Source organism: Klebsiella sp. CN_Kp104 (assembly GCF_040064515.1).
GTDB lineage: Bacteria > Pseudomonadota > Gammaproteobacteria > Enterobacterales > Enterobacteriaceae > Klebsiella > Klebsiella aerogenes.
Genome location: NZ_JBEAII010000001.1, coordinates 319,845 through 336,844 on the forward strand (window position 1 = coordinate 319,845; position 17,000 = coordinate 336,844).

Sequence of the window (17,000 nt, forward strand, 5' to 3'; positions counted from 1 at the left end):
GGCTATTTTTCCGGGCGTTTGAGGACGTTTTGCATCAGCTGGCGGAAGTCGTTCGCAGGCGTGACCGCCGGAGTATTTTCATCGCGCGGCGGCGCCGGGAACTGATGAAGCGGGGTGATCTGCTGGGCGGTGACGCCCAGCACCAGCAGGGTATTATCGACTTCTACCACCACCACGCGCTCGCGCTGGCCAACCTGGCAGCTGGCGCGCAGGTTAAGCAACCGGCCGTTGCGCGCCTGCGGCGCAAAGCCGAGACGGCGGAACAACCAACCGGCCAGCAGGATCAGGAGCAGAATCGCGCCGAGCGCGCTGCTTACCTGCATGAGCGCCGAGCCGCCGGATATTGCCGGTTCGGTAACCGGTTGACTGGCCTGCACGGTAACGGGGGCGGTCATTAGCGGCTCAACCGACGCATACGTTCGGACGGGGTAATGATATCGGTAATGCGCACGCCGAATTTATCGGCCACCACTACCACTTCGCCCTGGGCTATCAGATAGCCGTTGATCAGGATATCCAGCGGTTCGCCCGCCAGGCCATCCAGCGCGACAACCGATCCCTGCGACAGGCGCAGCAGCTCTTTAATCGTCATTTTGGTGCGCCCCAGTTCAACGGTCAGCTTCACCGGAATATCGAGGATCAGATCGATATCCTGCAGGCTGCCGAGCGCATCCTGGGCCTCCAGCGATTTGAACACCCCATCGGTGGTGGCGCTGGATTTCTCAGACGACTGCTGTTCATTAAGCGCATCAGCCCACAGATCGTCTACGGATTCCTTTCCTGCGCCAGACGGTTGCTTAGGATCACTCATTGGGCTGTTCCTCACTCAGAGCATTCAAAATAGGGTTAATCAAGTGTTCAACACGAAGGGCGTACTGCCCGTTTAAGGTGCCATATTGGCTGGTCAGCACCGGCACGCCGTCGACATGGGCGATAATGCGATCCGGTTTATCTATCGGTAAAACGTCGCCTGGCTGCAGCTTAAGTATTTTCGATAAGCGCATCGGGATATCGACGAAGTTGGCAATCAGCTCCAGCTCAGAGTGCTGCACCTGCTTGACCAACGTTTCGCGCCACTGGCTATCTTCCTGGCGGGAATTCTCCAGCGGCGGATTGGTCAGCAGTTCACGCAGCGGCTCAATCATGGCGAAAGGAATACAGATATTGAATTCACCGCTTAGCGCGCCAATCTCCACCTGGAACGGCGTGGTCACCACGATATCGTTCGGCGAGGTGGTGATGTTGGTGAATTTGACCTGCATTTCCGCACGCACGTATTCGACGTCAATCTTATAGATTGCGCTCCACGCGTCGCCGTAGGCGTCCAGCGCCAGGCGCAGCATGCGCTTAATCACCCGCTGCTCGGTCGGCGTAAACTCGCGGCCTTCGACCTTGGTCGGGAAACGCCCGTCGCCGCCGAACAGGTTATCGACGGCGATAAATACCAGGCTCGGCGCGAAGACAAACAGCGCCGTGCCGCGCAGCGGGTTCAGGTGTACCAGATTAAGGTTGGTCGGCACCGGCAGGTTGCGGGCAAACTCGTGGTACGGCTGAATTTTAATCGGCCCGACGGTGATGTCCGGGCTGCGGCGCAACAGGTTGAACAATCCCATGCGGAACTGCCGGGCAAAACGCTCGTTGATAATTTCCAGCGCCTGCAGGCGTTCACGCACCACGCGGCGCTGGGTATTCGGATCGTATGGCTTAACCTCGCTCTCTTTACCGCCGACAACCTTCTCGGGCTCATCGCCCGTGTTGTCACCGTTGAGCAAGGCGTCGATCTCTGCCTGTGAAAGAATGCTATCGCCCATGGTGATTACCGCAGTATGAAGGCGGTGAACAGCACATCGCTGACCACCTGCTTCGGTTGTCCCTTAACCAGCGGCGCGCTCAGCGTCTCTTTGATCTGCGCGACCAGCTGCTGCTTGCCCTGCTCATTCGCCAGGTGACCGGCCTCCTGACGCGAAAGCAGCATCAGCAGACGGCTACGCACCTCCGGCAGGAAATCATTAAGCTGGCGGCGGGTTGCTTCATCCGGCAGGCGCAGCGTCAGGCCGATATACAGTACGCGGTCCGGATCGTTGTCCGGGGTCACCAGATTGACGGTAAAGGTATCGAGCGGCATAAATACCGGCGGCGCGGGCGGTTTTTCCTTTTCGATGGCGGTTTGCGCGCCGCCGTCGCGCTGTTGCAGCAGCCACCAGCTGTAACCTGCGGCCGCACAGGCGGCCACGGCCACGATCGTCAGCAGGATGATCAATAAGGGGAGTTTGGGCGCGGTTGCCGGAAGGGAGTTTTGAGACATAGCCAAATCAAATTCCTGTTGTTCCGCCCGCCGCGTTGCTGACGGGCATCACGCGCGGCGGCGCCGCACGTATGACATATAAAGGTATTATCGCGGCTAACGCGCGAGGCAATAGCCGGAATAAACGGGCAAATGGGGGCCAGATTGGCCGTTTAGCGCCCCTCAGGCGAAAATATCGACGCCGTTGAGCTGGCTGGCCATTCGCTGCAGGGCTGCCGGGGCGCTGACTGGCTCAATCGGCGCGGCATCGCTGCCGCCGCCATGGCGTTCCGCGTAGCTGGCGCGGCCTTCACCGTTACCGTTTTGCTGCTGCCACTGCGGCGTCGCCTCGCCGCCAACGCTGCTCTGACCGAGGTTGATTCCGCTCTCAGCCAGCGCGTGACGTAGCTGCGGCATAGCCGCCTCGACCGCCGCGCGTACCTGACCGTGTGCGGAAGCGATGTGCAGCTGCGCCTGTTTATCGTCGAGCTGCAGGGTGATCTGCAGCGCGCCCAGCTCCTGCGGATGCAGGCGCAGTTCGGCGCTCTGCTGGCCATTGCGGTGGAACATCAGCACCTGCTGGCTCAGCGCCTGCTGCCATTCCGGGCTGCCGAGCTGGGCATTAAGCTGCGGCGTCGGCGGCGCGGTTACCAGCGCACTGGCGGGCGTGGCGCTTTGGCTGGGGCTGGCGGCGGCGAAAGCGACGGCGGCAGGTTGCGATGGGGTATTCTCAGCCGAAGATTCGGCCATATCGTGCTGCGGCGTGGCCGCGGTCTGCGCAACAGGAGAAGGCAGATTTTGCCCGCTAAGGGGATCCGTGCCCGGCTGCGGTTTCGCCGCCGGCTCGCCTTCCGGCAGGTTCACGACATGCTGAGTCGCCGCATTGCCGATGCGGAGCGCGGTTTTATCGCCGCTGGGTGCTGGTTGTTGAGCCTGCGGTAGCGCGGTCTGCGGCGGCGGGGCGACGATTGCCGCCGGCAGCATGGCGTACAGTGCCTGCAGCGTCGCCGGATCTAAGGCTTTCGCCTCGCTGAGCGGCGGCGTATCCGGGCGCGTATCCTCTTTTTTCGCTGTTGTGTCGACGGCGTTTTCCGCCGATGCCGGTAGCGCATTGCCCAGCAGCGCGCCGCGTTCGCCAAGCGCGGCCAGCAGCTGGTTAAGCTGGTTACGGCTTAGCGGCGGGGCGCTTTCATCGTCGGCGCTCAGCGCCGCCGGCGGCAGCGTGCCGCTTTGCGCGGGCGTGAAGCGCGCGCCAAGCAGTTGCGCAAAGGCAGATGACAGCTGAGCGTCATCGAGCGCCAGATCCGGCAGGGCGCTGGCGTCGCCGGGTAGGCTAAGGGCGGGCAAAGCATTGAGATTCATGAAGCGGTATTCCTTTGTGTACTGCGTTGCGCGAACTCATCCATCAATTTTTGATTGCGTTTGTTTTCCAACTGCAGCTCGGCGTTTTGCGCGCGCGTGTGCAGGGTATCGTAGGCGTTCAGCCGCTGCTGATGGTCCTGCCACTGCTTCACGGCGTGATCCACCTTTTGCCCCCACTGCAGAAGCTGCTGGCGCTGTTGTTCGATAGCCTGTTCGAGGGTGGCAATGAACTGCTGGTAGTTCTGCCAGCGCGAGCTTTCCATGCCGCCAGAAAGGGTGCTGTTGAGCTTTTGCCGGTACTCGTCCTGATAGTTAAGCAACATCGTCAGCTGTTGCTCGGCAGCCTGTTGCGCCTGGCGCGCCTGGCCCAAACGCTGCGCCGCCTGTTCGACGGCCTCCTGGGCCAGATTGCGCAGGGTAATCAAAGGGGACTGTGCTTTCATCGCGTGGCGTCTCCGATGGCGTTAAACAATCAGCTGCTGTAGCTGCAGACAGGCTTCGTCATAACCGCAGCGCTCGAAAATTCCCTGCTGCAGATAGGTCTCCATTTGCGGATACAGGGTAATGGCTTTATCCAGCAGCGGGTCGCTACCGGCGGCATAGGCGCCGACGCTTATTAAATCGCGGTTGCGCTGGAAGCTGGCCAGCATCTGTTTAAAGGTGCGTACCCGGCGATAATGTTCGTCATCGATAAGTGACGTCATCGCGCGGCTGATCGAGGCTTCAATATCGATGGCCGGGTAGTGACCGGCCTCCGCCAGACGTCGGGACAGCACCACGTGACCATCGAGGATCGCGCGCGCCGAATCGGCGATCGGATCCTGCTGATCGTCCCCTTCGGTAAGCACGGTATAGAAGGCGGTGATCGAACCGCCGTCGCTGATACCGTTGCCCGCGCGTTCAACCAGCGCCGGCAGTTTGGCGAATACCGATGGCGGATAGCCTTTGGTAGCCGGCGGTTCGCCGATCGCCAGCGCGATTTCTCGCTGCGCCATCGCATAGCGGGTGAGCGAATCCATGATCAGCAGCACGTGCTGGCCGCGATCGCGAAAATCTTCGGCGATGCGGGTGGCGTAAGCGGCGCCCTGCATGCGCAGCAGCGGCGATACGTCCGCCGGGGCGGCGATCACTACCGAACGCGCGCGGCCTTCGGCGCCGAGAATATTCTCGATAAAGTCTTTTACTTCCCGGCCGCGTTCGCCGATCAGGCCGACGACGATAACGTCGGCCTGGGTGTAGCGCGCCATCATGCCCAGCAGTACGCTTTTACCGACGCCGGAGCCGGCGAACAGTCCCATACGTTGGCCGCGCCCAACGGTCAGCAGGCCGTTGATGGTGCGCACGCCGACGTCCAGCACCTGCTCGATAGGGGTACGCTGCAGCGGGTTAAACGGCGCGGTAATCAGCGGCGCGCGATAGCCGGTTTCCGGCGCGGGCAGGCCATCAAGCGGCCTGGCGCCGCCGTCGAGCACGCGTCCCAGCAGCGCCGGGCCCAGCGGGAGTTGTTTACCGGCGTGCTGGCCGTCCGTCGCGCTGCGGGCGTAAACTCTCGCCCCTGGCACGATCCCTTCGACCTCTTCCAGCGGCATCAGATACAGCCGCTGATCGTTAAAGCCGACCACTTCGCTTTCCACTTCCTGCACGCCGCCCCCGCCGTCGCGCTCGATAAGGCAGGTTGCGCCGAGCGGCAGCTGCAGGCCGGTGGCCTCCAGCACCAGACCGGTGGCGCGGGTCAGACGGCCATAGCGTCGTACGGTCGGCGTACGGGCGATACGCTGCTCCAGCGCTTCCAGCGAATTCAGCCAGCGGCCGAGACGGGCGGTCATCACAGCTCTCCCGGCGCGGCGAGGCGACACAATTCATGCCAGCGGGTGGCGAGGCTGGCGTCGAGATCGCCCTCCTCGGCGCTGACCTTACAACCGCCGGGATGCAGATCGCCATCCGCCAACAGCCGCCAGCCGTGCAGGCTGAGGGTGGTGCCTAACTGCTGCTCAACGCGCTCATAATCTTGCGGGTGTACGCGCAGCTGCGGCTTGCCGTTGAACATCGGTTCTTGCTGGATCAACTGTTGAATTTGCGTCAGCAGGGCAGTGCCGTCGCAGACCGGCGGCTGGCCAAGCACCTGTTTCGCGGCGGTTAGCGCCAGCTGCATCAGGCGTGAGGCGATGACCGAATCGAGCGCATCAAGGGTGTGCTGAAACTCGCTCACCAGCTGTTGCCAGTGGTCGGTCAGCGGCTGTTGCTGCTGCTGTGCTTCCAGCAGCCCCTGCTGGCGGCCCTCCTCAAGTCCCTGCTGAAATCCGGCTTTATAGCCTTTTTGCTGGCCATCGGCATAACCGGATTGCTGACCTTGCTGCTCGGCCTGCAGGCGCAGGGCGGCAAGCTGCTGCTGCAGTTCCGCCTGAGCGTCAGGCTGCAAGGCTTCGTTATCCAACGTCGGTAGCGGTGGTTCGAAAGCTGGCGCCGCGTCGCCGAGGTCGTTAAGCGACCAGGGCTGCCAGGGCATGGAATTAATGCGATCAGACATAGGTGTCCTCGCCGCCGCCAATAATCATTTCGCCGCTCTCCGCCAGCCGTCTGACTATCAGCAGAATCGCTTTCTGTTCGTTTTCCACCTGCGACATGCGCACCGGCCCACGGTTGGCGAGATCGTCGCGCAGAATATCGGCCGCGCGCTGGGACATGTTTTTGAGGAACTTCTCGCGCAGCGGCTGCTCGGCGCCCTTCAGAGCAATCAGCAGCGATTCGTTGTCCACGTCCTGCAGCAGGCGCTGGATACTGCGATCGTCGACCTCCACCAGGTTTTCGAACAGGAACATCTCGTCGATGATCTTCTGCGCCAGCTCGCCATCGTATTCGCGCATCGCGTCGATAACGGCTTCTTCCTGCTGGGTTTTCATAAGGTTGATAATCTCGGCGGCGGTACGCACTCCGCCCATTTTGCTGCGCTTGAGGTTCTGGCCGTCGAGCAGGTTGTTGAGCACTTCGGTCAGCTCCGCCAGCGCCGCCGGCTGCACGCCGCCGAAGGTGGCGATACGCAGCATCACGTCGTTGCGCAGGCGCTCATCGAACTGCGCCAGAATATCCGCCGCCTGGCCGCGCTTGAGGTGTACCAGGATGGTAGCGATGATCTGCGGGTGTTCATCGCGGATCAGGTCGGCGGCGCTCTGCGGCTCCATAAAGTTGAGCGTCTCCATCCCGGAGGTGGTTTCGCGGGATTCGAGGATATCCTCCAGCAGGCTGGCGGCGCGCTCTTCGCCCAGCGCTTTCACCAGCACCGATCGCAGGTAGTCGCTGGCGTTGACGCTCAGGGCGGCGAACTGTTCGGCATCGTCTTCAAATTCAGACAAGATCTCGCCGAGCTGTTTATGCGAGACCTGGCTCATGCCGGCCATGGTGCCGCTCAAAAGCTGGACTTCGCGGGAGGAGAGGTGCTTGAGCACCTCCGCCGCGCGGTCTTCGCCCAGCGTCATCAGTAAAATGGCGCTTTTATCGGTTCCGGTCAGGCTCATAGTTCGTTACTCATCCATTGGCGGATTACCAGAGCGACGACCCGCGGATCTTTATCCGCCAGTTCGCGGATGCGCTGGCTCTGGACTTCTGCGCTGACGCGCTGCTGCGATTTACGGCGCAGCGCCAGCTCCTCATTGCTTGGTTTATGGCTGTCGTTCGCTTTAGCGACCGGCGCGCTGGCGGCAGCGACCGCGGCTTGCTGTGCGGCCTGACGCTGCTGCAGCTGTGGCTTAATCAGCTTGCGCCACAATACCCAGCCGACCAGCAGCACCAGCAGATAACGTCCCAGTTCGAGCAGCAAATCGATAAACGCCTGGCTCTGCCAGAACGGCAGCTCGCCGCCGGTCATCTGATTGTCGGTAAATGGCGTATTGACCACCTGCAGGCTATCGCCGCGGCTGCTGGAGTAGCCCATCGCTTCGCGAACCAGCGCTTCAATCTGCGCCAGTTGTTCTTTACTCATCGGCTGCGCTTTGCCGTCGGCGTTGAGGCTGTAGTTCACCACCACGGCGACCGACAGACGCTCCACCGTCCCGGCTTTTTGTTGGGTATGGCGGATGGTGCGATCGAGTTCGTAGTTGGTGGTGGCGTCGCGTCGGGTGCTTAACGGGCCGCTGTTGGCCGCGGCGCTACGGGTGTTGGTCGCGTTGTTGGCGTTATTGGCCGTCGGTTTAGCCGTTTCAATCGGCGCGGTGGCCGGCGCGCTCGGCTGGTTGGATAACGCCCCAGGAACGCCGCCCACCTGCGGTCCGCCGATTTGCTCGTTGCTGCTGGTTTGCTGCGAACGGATCGCCGCTTTATCGGGCTGCTGGTTCGGCTGGTACTGTTCGTCGGTCTGCTCGCGGGAGGCGAAATCGATCTGTGCGGTCACCTGAGCACGTACGTTGGCGCTGCCGACCACCGGCGCCAGGATCGTTTCAATGCGTCGCTGATAGCCGCTTTCCACTTCGCTGGCATATTTCAACTGCGAGGCGTTGAGGTCGCGCCCGGTGCCATCAGACTGCGTCAGCAGGCGTCCGGCCTGATCGACCACGGTGACGTTGCCAGCCGGCAGGCCGGCGACGCTACTCGATACCATATAGACGATAGCGTTGATTTGGCCATCATCCAGCGCACGGCCCGGCTGCAGCGTCAGGGTGACAGAAGCGGAAGGGGACTTTTGCTCGCGGACGAACAGCGAGGGCTTCGGCAGCGCCAGGTGCACCCGCGCATTCTGCACCGGCCCCAGCGACTCGATAGTGCGTGAGAGTTCGCCTTCAAGAGCGCGCTGATAGTTAATCTGTTCACTGAACTGGCTGATGCCGAATTTTTCCTGATCCAGCAGTTCGAAGCCAACGGCGCCGCCCTTCGGCAGCCCCTGCTGCGCCAGACGCAGACGGGTTTCATGCACTTTCTCCGCCGGGATCATCAGCGCCGCGCCATTCTCGGCGAAGCGGTAGGGGATGTTCATCTGCGTCAGTTGGGTGACGATAGCGCCGCCGTCGCGATCGTTCAGGTTGCTGTACAGCACGCGATAATCCGGGCTTTTCGCCCACAGCAGCAGTGCGACGATAATGGCGATAGCGGCGGAGGCGGCCACCAGCAGTGGTATTTTTGGATTGGCGCGCAGACGGCTCCAGATGGCCTGCAGGCCGTTGTCGCGGCTTTCGCCGGCGGATAACGAGGCACTCATGGTTGGCGGTATCCTTCGCTGGCGTTCAGGCGGCGACGCGCGCTGGCGTGCTGACGAACGGTATGGATAGCGTTATGTGACAAAACAGACTCCCTGATACACATCTTTTCTCAATAGCGGCGCTCCCATTTCTGGGCAGGCCATTATTCGTCTTATCAGATGATTCTGATTGCCCGATAAGCCGGGTTTTTTGCGGCTAATTAACCGCTTTAAGCAAAAATCGCTGTGTTAGGGTGTGCAGCATTGGAGAAGTACAGGGTGAAATAGCGCCTGGCGATCACGACAGTATTGAGGAAAAGATGGCGATTCAGGGTATTGAAGGCGTACTGCAACAGATGCAGGCGATGGCGATTCAGGCGGGAAAAAACGGGCAGAATAGCGTACCGCAGGGAGTCAGTTTTGCCAGTGAACTCACCGCCGCGCTGGGTAAAATCAGCGATACCCAGCAGGCCGCGCGTCAACAGGCGCAAAACTTCGAGCTGGGCGTGCCGGGTATCAGCCTGAATGATGTGATGGTCGATTTACAGAAATCTTCAGTTTCGTTACAGATGGGCGTACAGGTGCGCAATAAGCTGGTGGCGGCCTATCAGGACATCATGAATATGCCGGTTTAGGTGTGGCAACAACCTTTCGTTATAGGGCTTGTTCAACTTCTTATTTCTAGTGAAAAAATCCGGTGCAATGTTCGATGCAGTTGATTGATGAATTGACATATCCCCGTCATGATTTTTGGGGGGAGAGGGGTGGATATAAAATATATTTTTTGAAGTTCTATTGGTTTCTTAATATATATCTAAGTTAATTTGCTATTGTAACCAGGTTGAGTGGTTAAAACAGATGGCGGGTGACATTGATATATTTCTCACCATCTGTCAAATATGAGTTTAAAACTGACCAAGTGTTATGCCTGATATTTTTTTTTGAATGCCAGCTTTACAATTGGGAAAATTCTTTCCAATAATTTTGGTTTTTCAATGAAACGATATGATAAATATCCAAATGCTATTGATATAGTAGCGATAATTAATGTGGCTACGTAAAAATTAATTCCATGTAGAATCGGTAATTTTTTGAAAACAGCTACACAAGCAGATACAACAAAGAGGTGGCTGAGATAGATAGAGAAAGATGCATCCCCAAGCGTCGAAAGTGCTTTATGGATTTTAAAGGATTTTATGCTCTCCTCGAGAGAGATGAACCATACAAATATAAAGAACATTGGGATACCCCACATTGCAAATCGTCTGTCTGGTGCGGCAGGGTCTAGCGTACTGTTATTTATTTCAGTAAATATTAAAAATACAAATGAAGCTAATGAAAGAATGGAGATTAAAATAAAGTTGTTTTTTAATTTCTGATTAATATATAGCTTGTAAGCAATAATTCCTAGAATGAACTCAAGTGCAATGCTTCGCCCTAAATAATCAATAAGGAAGAAATTAGTAAATAATGATGTAGTATAAAAAGCTATAATGATGAGGCTGGATGTTATCGCAATGTTTCTCTTTAAAAATAAGGAAGTGGCAAAAATAAGATAAAAGAACATTTCATAGGTAAGAGACCAACCAACTTTAAGTGCAAATTCTTGGTTGTAAAAAGGAATAAGGGTTAATGAGCCTAAAACAGTAATACCATCTTTACCTTCAGATGGTTTAATAAGTTCAGGTGCTATTAATAAAATAAAAATAGCCAATGATGTATATAGCCAGTACATTGGGTAAATTCGTTTCACCCTCTTTTTTATGAAATTTACGGGTTCGTTTTCACGGGTAGAGATTAACATCATAATAAAACCAGAAATGATGAAAAACATATCGACGCCCGATGCACCAAGCTGTAGAAAGTGCCCAGGGTAAGAAGGTGTGTTTAGCTTGAAAGACAAATGATGAATTACAACTAACGCAGCTGCAATAAATCTCAAAATTTGTATGCTCGCCATGTACTATTCCATATATACGTTTACAAAAGATTTATATTTTAGCAGTGATAGGATGATAATTAAACATAAATATGATTTTGTTAGCTATTTTATTACATTGAAATTCAGTTCATTCCTATAGTACAAAATGGTGTTGTAGTATGTATGGGTTCAAAACACGAAATTTTTGGTAACATATATAGACACATCCTGTGATGAAATTTTTTTTCAGTTAAGTGATAAACGTAGATATGTCGCCATTTCCGGTTCTGATAAGATTTCGTTTTCCCGAACCAGGAAGAAATCAACCAGACAGGTACTAATCATCCTCTGCTGACTGACTTGCCCTTACTGCCCCTCAGTTTATCCTGCCTAAGATCTTACCCGTTTTTCCATCTTCTAAAGTCACCAGCGCCTACCAAGAAAGGCAGTTTGACGAGGTTGATATTCAGTATTGTGTGTCAACATTGCCCGTATAATTCTGGCCGTTTTTGTCGCCATAGCGACAACTGCAGCACAGTAGTGCTTCCATTCAAGAAGTCCCTAGAGCCAGATATTCTCCTCCACTGCGCCATTCCAATTGACCCAGGTGGTAAGTACGCTTGCGCCGTGAACCAGGATGTATCTGAAATATTCATCGCCACGTTTGCTGATCTCTGTCTGTTGCTGTTTCCCGCAGCTTGAATGTTCCTTTGATGTCGGCCCCAACTATGAAGCAGAACTGCTCTGCGACGCTGAATTATCGGGCATTGCCCTCTGCTGCTACTATATAAGTAGCCGTTAACATGCAACCTCCTGGGATTTTGGATATTTTCTGACAGGTTTCCTGCACAACTATACCACGAAGCCTGAACTTCTTCTGCCTGTTGAACGTGATCTTAAAATTCTCAGTTATGTTTAGCCTGTGAAGATGCTGGTTCTGACAGAGGGAGATAAATCATTTTCGCCGTACTCCATTTCTAGCTTGCAGATACATTTATGGGGAGGTTGTGGGTGTAATCCCCCGGCGCTCGTGCTGAGCTAGCGTATCTCGGTTTCAAGTGTGGTAGAACCGACATTTATCGTCTCACTGGCTTATCGATTTGAGTTGCCCTTATCAACAATCAGTTGTGCACATTCAGCCTGTACTCAGGAGTGAAAGTACGTTTGGTTTTCTTGTTCATTAAGTCACCTGTTTTGTGTTGAGATGAAACTATCACCATTAATCTGGTAGCCTGATTTACTATGCCGCTACAAATTTGGCCCGTGTCAGCATCTTTCGCAAAATAATATGACCTTCGTGATCTACGCCATGAAGCTAGAAAACGTTTTTGCTTGGTTGATACCAAGAATTGATATTGTCATGTTGACACTCCTCATTTTTGAGGACGTATTGCAACGAACCAGTCTGGTACTTAGATACAGCGAAATCTAGAGCGTTTATCTCATTATCTCTGCACTAATAGAGTTCAAACTTGAATTCTGCTTCTCCATAAAATTTCAGTTGGATCAGTATTTCATGACAGTTTTTCCGCACAGAGTCAATGAGTTAAAGAAATCTTTGAGGAGGACTTACGCTGCGGTTTTATGTTGGTGTCTTCGTTATATTTTCGCCGATTTAGTGGTCTGTTACTAATGGGGGATATACCAATCCACCGAGAAACGCCGTCATTTGTAAAGCAATAAGGAATATGCATCTGTATTAGTTGGGTGACGAAAGTGCGGGTACTTGCAGTATTATTGGGGGAAGAAAGACAGTTCTGGCGGGAAAAAACGGGCAGAATAGCGTACCGCAGGGAGTCAGTTTTGCCAGTGAACTCACCGCCGCGCTGGGTAAAATCAGCGATACCCAGCAGGCCGCGCGTCAACAGGCGCAAAACTTCGAGCTGGGCGTGCCGGGTATCAGCCTGAATGATGTGATGGTCGATTTAAAGAAATCTTCAGTTTCGTTGCAGATGGGCGTGCAGGTGCGCAATAAGCTGGTGGCGGCCTATCAGGACATCATGAATATGCCGGTTTAGTTATACAATCTCGGCGCATTCTCTTCCTGCAAACCGCTATGCTAACGCTGGCGGTTTTGTCTATTTACGGCGACAACGGCAAAAAACTGCTCGCCTCTGCATTGATTTTGCTCTTTCACCCGGTGAATGAATGGGCCTGAAGTATCATTACTATTGATAGGGGATACAGATCAATAGCTGTTCATCGATCGTCACAAACGATCTGACTACTAGCACTACAAACTGTATGGTCTTGCCAAAATAATTCTAATTTGGAATAGCAGATGTCCGGAAAAGTAGACTATCAGTTGCGGCGTAAGGTGTGGATTGGGATTTTCCTCGGTTTGTTGGCCTTTTGGGGAACGATTGCGACGATTGTTACCTTAGCGTTGGCTTAACAAGGACAACTTACACCATTATTAAATATCGGCTCTTCAGCCAGAAGAGAGGGTATCTTTGTTTTAGCAGTGTAAGGCGAAAATTTAAATTTGGATGGCAATTCACTATCGTTTCTCGGCCCGGTGGCAAATAATCCGCGCAAATTTTGCTCCGTGGAGGCGTTATGCTGTGGCTTCAGACCGTTGTATTTTTTGTCGTTTTAGCTTTTGTCGCGATAGCGATGATTCATGAAACCTGGCGACAGGATAGCGAGTAACCGCCGTTTCAACTCCCTCTGATCTGTCTCCCTCCTTAACAGTGACTAAACTTAGAGCATGGCTAACGGTCTTCTGGAGGGTGTTGTGAATAGATTCCACGATGAATACGACGAGCGGGAACTGTACCATATGGTCTGCCGTTGGGAGGATGAAGGTGGGGCGGTAGCGTAACGCATCTCCTTTAAACTGACCGCATTCTGGCGGATCAGGCGTGAAACCGTTGTATGGCATAAACGCGCGCGCTTGACCCCTGGCAACTTCAGGGGCAATATTCCACGGCCTGTGGTAACCCCGGCTGTCTGCATGACACCTGAGCATTTGGTTGAGCGATATAACGGGTATCTTCAGTCGGAAACGTTGGAGAAATATATAACCAGCATGGAGGAGCCTGGCGTGGGAAAGCAGCTAACAGAAGATGATCTTCGTGAACATGGCTTCACCGATAAGGAGATTGCCCGCCTGCGCGAAATCCTGACGCGACAAGAAAGTAACAATGAAACCTATGCTACTTTGATCGACAGTTTACGAAAACGTTTTTGGGGGGGCGTTATTGTTGTTTGTATTGCCTTTGCCATAGTCGTTTCGTGGATTTTTAACTTCGAAAGTAATGATTTTACTTATCCGCTAACCATTATTTTTATTCTGATTGCTGTTTGGAAATTAACACCTTTTTCGATGGTTTTTAAAGCATATCTTATCTACTTGAAAATCGAGTGATTACTTATTATCAATTTCATATATGGTATTGCCTGTCTGTATTCCTTTACCGTTGATGAAACACCTTTAAGAGCCAACGCAGGGGCGCTCATTTCCAGAGGAATACATCCATATTTTATCCTCGTGACAAATATCATATTAACCCGGTCAAGATAACATAGATTATTTTACAGGCATATTTCCCTAAGCTTGTGAGTTGTTTCTTTTAGCTGGTAGGGCGCGTAGAATATTTAATTGATGAATGAGTGGGGCGTAAATGAAACTATATATTATTGCTTATTCACTCCTGTAAAACCCGCCGATGGCTTACCAGGCAACACTCAGCATTGCCCTGGCTAGCCCCATCATGCGCTTCCTGGCCGGAATATCAGGCTGTAAGGTTGTTGTTATTGTAATTCTTCGCTTTTGCTCTTAATGGCGACCACGTTATCGGACTGCAGTTCGCCAAGCAGGAGCGAGCGATCGTCGAACTGGCCGTAAGCGGTGTTGACCGCGTTCTGGCGAGTGGATTGATCGATCAGCGTTTTTAATTGCTCCATCCGCTGCTGCAAGAGCCCTTTCAATACCCCTTCGTTGTCGATTATCTGTTTCAACTTAGCGTTGAGCATCTCTTGCAGAGCCAGCGATGGCCCCGCTTTGCCGGTAAATTCGGCGGTTTTCTCAACCGCCGTCACGTAGGCAAACTGCATTTCCACCAGCGCTTCCCATTGCCCGGCGCGCGCCAGGGCAATCATCTGGCTGCTCAGGGTATGGATCTGCTGATAGGCGGCTAAAAGCTGCTGTTGGCGTTCCATCACAATGTACCCTGAGCAGGTTGATAGTTTGGCCCAATTTGCCGCCAGGCATCGGCGATATTCTCCAGCAGCTTGACCACTTCGACGATCGCCGCTTCGTCATTATGCAGGTTGGCCTGCATCAGGCGTCGCTTCATATAATCGTACAGCGCCGCCAGATTATCGGCGATTTCGCCGCCTTGCTGGTGGTCGAGGCCGCTTTTCAACCCGTTGTCGATGATGTTGATTGCCTTCGACAGCGCCAGGCCTTTACCGGCGATATCCCCCTGATTCATCAGGATGCGTGCGCGAAGCAGGGCGTTAAGCGCCCCGTCGAACAACATTACGATTAACTGGTGCGGACTGGCGCTCATCGCGCTGCTTTCCAGACTGACCTGTGCGTAGGCTTGCGTGCCGCTACGGTTATACATGCTGTTTCATTACCTGATTAAGGGTTACTGGGACGAGAACTGCTGTTGTAAGTAGTTACCCGTGCTGCTCAGCTTGGACATCATGGTATCCAACTGAACAAACTGTTGTTTATAGCGATCGATAGTGTTCTGGATGCTATCGGAAACGGTGTCGATCTGGATATTCAGGCGATCGAGATTGGTGTTGATGCTTTTGGTCGAGTTCTCGATGATGCCGCCCGCTTTAATATAGTTCTGGATTTCATTATGGATTTCGGTGGCCATCCCGGTGTCTTTACCGTTGCCGGCGAAGAAGTTGGCGACCTGATCCGGTTTCTCGTCGAGCGCTTTATTGAGCTTGGTACTGTCGACTTCAAGCTTGCCGGTTTTGGGATTGGTAGAGATCCCGAGGTTGCCAAGGCCTTTCAGCTCCGGGTTGTCCTGAGCGGCGCTGAGCGCGCTTTTAATCGACGACTGAATGCCGCGCAGGGTGTTATCGCCGAGCAGCGCGCCGTTCTTGGCGCTTTGCGCTTCACCGCTTTTCACCGGGGTATATTTGGTCAGCGAGCCGAAGGTGTCGAGCAGCGAATTGTAGTTATCGACCCACTCTTTGATTTTGTCGGCGGTGCCGCTTTTATCGATGCCGATCACCAGGTTTTGCGGTTCGCCGGCTTTGGTGGTGGTTTTCAGGTCGAGGGTGACGCCCTGCAGCGCATCGGCAATCGAGTTGGTGCTGCGCTTAATTTTGGTGCCGTTGACGATAATCTCCGCATCCTGTCCTGCAACGGTCTGCTTCATCGCGCCGCTTTTGCTATTGCTGTCGTAGTTGAGGATAGCGCCGAGTTTATCGTCGTTATTCACCTGCACCGACACGGTGTTTTTCTCGCCGGTGGTGGTGGAGCTCAGCGCCAGCTGATAGTCATTGTCGCCGACGCGCATGATGCTGGCGGTAACGCCGGCTTTGGCGCCGTTGATGGCATCGCGCATCTCCAGCAGTGAGGTCTGGTCGTCGCTCAGCGGAATCGTGGTCTCTTTCGGCGGATTACCGGCGGTGATCGTAATGGAACGATCGCTATTGCCAGCGGTACCCAGTTTTTCCTGCTGATCGGTAATCGTCGCCTGGGTGGTCAGGGTTTGCGGCTGCGCCAGCTTCTGCACTTCAACGCTATAGTTGCCCGGCACCGCCTTATTGGTGGTGGTGATGGTGAACTGGTCGTGCTTGGTGGCGGTGGTGCTGTTGAAAAACTCCGGTTTGGCCAGCTCCTTGCTCAGGTTATCGAATTTTTCCAGCGAGCTTTTTAACGTGCCGTAAGCCGTTAGCTGCGCGTTATAGCTGGTTTGCTGAGTGGTATACGGCGTCAGGCGCTGTTGTTCCGCCTTGCTGAGTTTGTCCAGTAAACCGTTGAGGTCGAGTCCTGAGCCGATGCCTAAGGAACTGATCGATGCCATTGGTGTTTCTCCTTACTAATGACGTTATTCGCTTATTGCGTTATCGGCCCAGTGGAGAAAAAGTTTACCGAAAAAGTGAAAAAGGCGATGGCGTAATAGAAGAGGGAAAAAGCGCGTTATTTTCGCCATTGGCGGAGGGGCAAAAATTTTTCAAAAAATGGCTAAAGGTTGCAGAGGATACGTCGATACCAGAAGGGACGGTGGTTGACGCCGTGGGCAAGCAAGCCCGAACCTTTTAACCACGTTGCACTGAACGCAACTGACTCG

20 protein-coding genes and 1 pseudogene are annotated in these 17,000 nt (G+C 54.2%); 5 read left to right on the forward strand and 16 right to left on the reverse strand.

The window, feature by feature from the left end; translation table 11 throughout:
- Positions 1-2 precede the first annotated feature (2 nt).
- From fliO to fliF, 10 genes are all read right to left on the reverse strand, one after another.
- On the reverse strand, positions 3-395 hold the full coding sequence (gene fliO, locus ABLU80_RS01485) for a flagellar biosynthetic protein FliO (protein ID WP_045412117.1): 393 nt from the start codon (positions 393-395) through the stop codon (positions 3-5).
- Positions 395-811, reverse strand: coding sequence for a flagellar motor switch protein FliN (gene fliN / locus ABLU80_RS01490; RefSeq protein ID WP_015367299.1), 417 nt, complete (start codon positions 809-811; stop codon positions 395-397). Before fliN ends, fliO begins: the two co-directional genes overlap by 1 nt.
- The gene (fliM, locus tag ABLU80_RS01495) at positions 804-1,811 is read right to left on the reverse strand and encodes a flagellar motor switch protein FliM (RefSeq protein ID WP_045360126.1); all 1,008 of its coding nucleotides are present in this window, start codon (positions 1,809-1,811) and stop codon (positions 804-806) included. The genes fliN and fliM overlap by 8 nt, the downstream gene beginning before the upstream one ends.
- 5 nt (positions 1,812-1,816) lie before the next feature.
- Positions 1,817-2,305, reverse strand: coding sequence for a flagellar basal body-associated protein FliL (fliL, locus tag ABLU80_RS01500; RefSeq protein WP_348849617.1), 489 nt, complete (start codon positions 2,303-2,305; stop codon positions 1,817-1,819).
- 162 nt (positions 2,306-2,467) lie between these two features.
- Complete coding sequence (locus ABLU80_RS01505) at positions 2,468-3,646, reverse strand: flagellar hook-length control protein FliK (protein WP_348849618.1); 1,179 nt, start codon at positions 3,644-3,646, stop codon at positions 2,468-2,470.
- Positions 3,643-4,089 carry a flagellar export protein FliJ gene (fliJ, locus tag ABLU80_RS01510; protein WP_015367295.1) on the reverse strand — a complete coding sequence of 149 codons (447 nt, stop codon included), beginning with the start codon at positions 4,087-4,089 and terminating at the stop codon, positions 3,643-3,645. Before fliJ ends, ABLU80_RS01505 begins: the two co-directional genes overlap by 4 nt.
- A gap of 21 nt (positions 4,090-4,110) precedes the next feature.
- Entirely contained in the window at positions 4,111-5,472 is a 1,362-nt protein-coding gene (fliI, locus tag ABLU80_RS01515) for a flagellar protein export ATPase FliI (protein WP_348849619.1), read from the reverse strand.
- Entirely contained in the window at positions 5,472-6,173 is a 702-nt protein-coding gene (fliH, locus tag ABLU80_RS01520; protein ID WP_348849620.1) for a flagellar assembly protein FliH, read from the reverse strand. Before fliH ends, fliI begins: the two co-directional genes overlap by 1 nt.
- Positions 6,166-7,158 (reverse strand): flagellar motor switch protein FliG, encoded by a 993-nt coding sequence (gene fliG / locus ABLU80_RS01525; protein WP_020079200.1) that lies wholly within the window; start codon positions 7,156-7,158, stop codon positions 6,166-6,168. The genes fliH and fliG overlap by 8 nt, the downstream gene beginning before the upstream one ends.
- Positions 7,155-8,831, reverse strand: coding sequence for a flagellar basal-body MS-ring/collar protein FliF (gene fliF, locus ABLU80_RS01530; protein ID WP_348849621.1), 1,677 nt, complete (start codon positions 8,829-8,831; stop codon positions 7,155-7,157). The genes fliG and fliF overlap by 4 nt, the downstream gene beginning before the upstream one ends.
- A gap of 299 nt (positions 8,832-9,130) precedes the next feature.
- Here fliF and fliE (ABLU80_RS01535) point away from each other — a divergent pair, with 299 nt between their 5' ends.
- Complete coding sequence (gene fliE, locus ABLU80_RS01535) at positions 9,131-9,445, forward strand: flagellar hook-basal body complex protein FliE (RefSeq protein ID WP_045375469.1); 315 nt, start codon at positions 9,131-9,133, stop codon at positions 9,443-9,445.
- A 287-nt stretch (positions 9,446-9,732) separates the two neighbouring features.
- Here fliE (ABLU80_RS01535) and ABLU80_RS01540 read toward each other — a convergent pair whose 3' ends face one another.
- The 3 genes and pseudogenes from ABLU80_RS01540 to ABLU80_RS01550 form a co-directional block, all read right to left on the reverse strand.
- A complete protein-coding gene (locus tag ABLU80_RS01540; protein WP_260841739.1) occupies positions 9,733-10,770 on the reverse strand; it encodes an acyltransferase in 1,038 nt (345 codons plus the stop codon).
- A gap of 522 nt (positions 10,771-11,292) precedes the next feature.
- Positions 11,293-11,457, reverse strand: a complete 165-nt coding sequence (locus ABLU80_RS01545) for a transposase (RefSeq protein WP_126027523.1) — start codon at positions 11,455-11,457, stop codon at positions 11,293-11,295.
- Positions 11,458-11,728: 271 nt separating this feature from the next.
- Positions 11,729-11,948 (reverse strand): annotated as a pseudogene (locus ABLU80_RS01550) (transposase); the annotation flags it as partial.
- Between the two features lie 519 nt (positions 11,949-12,467).
- Between ABLU80_RS01550 and fliE (ABLU80_RS01555) the strand changes: the two are divergent.
- From fliE (ABLU80_RS01555) to ABLU80_RS01565, 3 genes are all read left to right on the forward strand, one after another.
- Positions 12,468-12,749, forward strand: coding sequence for a flagellar hook-basal body complex protein FliE (gene fliE / locus ABLU80_RS01555; protein ID WP_260841763.1), 282 nt, complete (start codon positions 12,468-12,470; stop codon positions 12,747-12,749).
- Between the two features lie 263 nt (positions 12,750-13,012).
- On the forward strand, positions 13,013-13,126 hold the full coding sequence (locus ABLU80_RS01560) for a YmiA family putative membrane protein (RefSeq protein ID WP_126027521.1): 114 nt from the start codon (positions 13,013-13,015) through the stop codon (positions 13,124-13,126).
- Positions 13,127-13,687: 561 nt separating this feature from the next.
- Positions 13,688-14,101 carry a hypothetical protein gene (locus ABLU80_RS01565; RefSeq protein WP_227505452.1) on the forward strand — a complete coding sequence of 138 codons (414 nt, stop codon included), beginning with the start codon at positions 13,688-13,690 and terminating at the stop codon, positions 14,099-14,101.
- A 386-nt stretch (positions 14,102-14,487) separates the two neighbouring features.
- Here the strand turns inward: ABLU80_RS01565 and fliT are convergent, their stop codons facing one another.
- Genes fliT through fliD form a run of 3 tightly spaced genes read right to left on the reverse strand, consistent with a single transcriptional unit; the run spans position 14,488 to position 16,733 of the window.
- Complete coding sequence (fliT, locus tag ABLU80_RS01570; RefSeq protein WP_015367285.1) at positions 14,488-14,895, reverse strand: flagella biosynthesis regulatory protein FliT; 408 nt, start codon at positions 14,893-14,895, stop codon at positions 14,488-14,490.
- Complete coding sequence (fliS, locus tag ABLU80_RS01575; protein WP_015704959.1) at positions 14,895-15,305, reverse strand: flagellar export chaperone FliS; 411 nt, start codon at positions 15,303-15,305, stop codon at positions 14,895-14,897. Before fliS ends, fliT begins: the two co-directional genes overlap by 1 nt.
- Positions 15,306-15,329: 24 nt before the next feature.
- A complete protein-coding gene (fliD, locus tag ABLU80_RS01580; protein WP_260841740.1) occupies positions 15,330-16,733 on the reverse strand; it encodes a flagellar filament capping protein FliD in 1,404 nt (467 codons plus the stop codon).
- On the opposite strand from fliD, the gene ABLU80_RS01585 reads away from it, so the two are divergent.
- Complete coding sequence (locus tag ABLU80_RS01585; protein WP_015367282.1) at positions 16,727-16,972, forward strand: hypothetical protein; 246 nt, start codon at positions 16,727-16,729, stop codon at positions 16,970-16,972. The genes fliD and ABLU80_RS01585 overlap by 7 nt on opposite strands.
- Positions 16,973-17,000 lie beyond the last annotated feature (28 nt).

What these genes read in the sequence shown, in the direction of transcription:
- fliO (WP_045412117.1), bottom strand. Translation starts at nt 395, where the DNA reads ATGACCGCCCCCGTTACCGTGCAGGCCAGTCAACCGGTTACCGAACCG.
- fliN (WP_015367299.1), bottom strand. Translation starts at nt 811, where the DNA reads ATGAGTGATCCTAAGCAACCGTCTGGCGCAGGAAAGGAATCCGTAGAC.
- fliM (WP_045360126.1), bottom strand. Translation starts at nt 1,811, where the DNA reads ATGGGCGATAGCATTCTTTCACAGGCAGAGATCGACGCCTTGCTCAAC.
- fliL (WP_348849617.1), bottom strand. Translation starts at nt 2,305, where the DNA reads ATGTCTCAAAACTCCCTTCCGGCAACCGCGCCCAAACTCCCCTTATTG.
- ABLU80_RS01505 (WP_348849618.1), bottom strand. Translation starts at nt 3,646, where the DNA reads ATGAATCTCAATGCTTTGCCCGCCCTTAGCCTACCCGGCGACGCCAGC.
- fliJ (WP_015367295.1), bottom strand. Translation starts at nt 4,089, where the DNA reads ATGAAAGCACAGTCCCCTTTGATTACCCTGCGCAATCTGGCCCAGGAG.
- fliI (WP_348849619.1), bottom strand. Translation starts at nt 5,472, where the DNA reads ATGACCGCCCGTCTCGGCCGCTGGCTGAATTCGCTGGAAGCGCTGGAG.
- fliH (WP_348849620.1), bottom strand. Translation starts at nt 6,173, where the DNA reads ATGTCTGATCGCATTAATTCCATGCCCTGGCAGCCCTGGTCGCTTAAC.
- fliG (WP_020079200.1), bottom strand. Translation starts at nt 7,158, where the DNA reads ATGAGCCTGACCGGAACCGATAAAAGCGCCATTTTACTGATGACGCTG.
- fliF (WP_348849621.1), bottom strand. Translation starts at nt 8,831, where the DNA reads ATGAGTGCCTCGTTATCCGCCGGCGAAAGCCGCGACAACGGCCTGCAG.
- fliE (WP_045375469.1), top strand. Translation starts at nt 9,131, where the DNA reads ATGGCGATTCAGGGTATTGAAGGCGTACTGCAACAGATGCAGGCGATG.
- ABLU80_RS01540 (WP_260841739.1), bottom strand. Translation starts at nt 10,770, where the DNA reads ATGGCGAGCATACAAATTTTGAGATTTATTGCAGCTGCGTTAGTTGTA.
- ABLU80_RS01560 (WP_126027521.1), top strand. Translation starts at nt 13,013, where the DNA reads ATGTCCGGAAAAGTAGACTATCAGTTGCGGCGTAAGGTGTGGATTGGG.
- ABLU80_RS01565 (WP_227505452.1), top strand. Translation starts at nt 13,688, where the DNA reads ATGACACCTGAGCATTTGGTTGAGCGATATAACGGGTATCTTCAGTCG.
- fliT (WP_015367285.1), bottom strand. Translation starts at nt 14,895, where the DNA reads ATGGAACGCCAACAGCAGCTTTTAGCCGCCTATCAGCAGATCCATACC.
- fliS (WP_015704959.1), bottom strand. Translation starts at nt 15,305, where the DNA reads ATGTATAACCGTAGCGGCACGCAAGCCTACGCACAGGTCAGTCTGGAA.
- ABLU80_RS01585 (WP_015367282.1), top strand. Translation starts at nt 16,727, where the DNA reads ATGCCATTGGTGTTTCTCCTTACTAATGACGTTATTCGCTTATTGCGT.
- fliD (WP_260841740.1), bottom strand. Translation starts at nt 16,733, where the DNA reads ATGGCATCGATCAGTTCCTTAGGCATCGGCTCAGGACTCGACCTCAAC.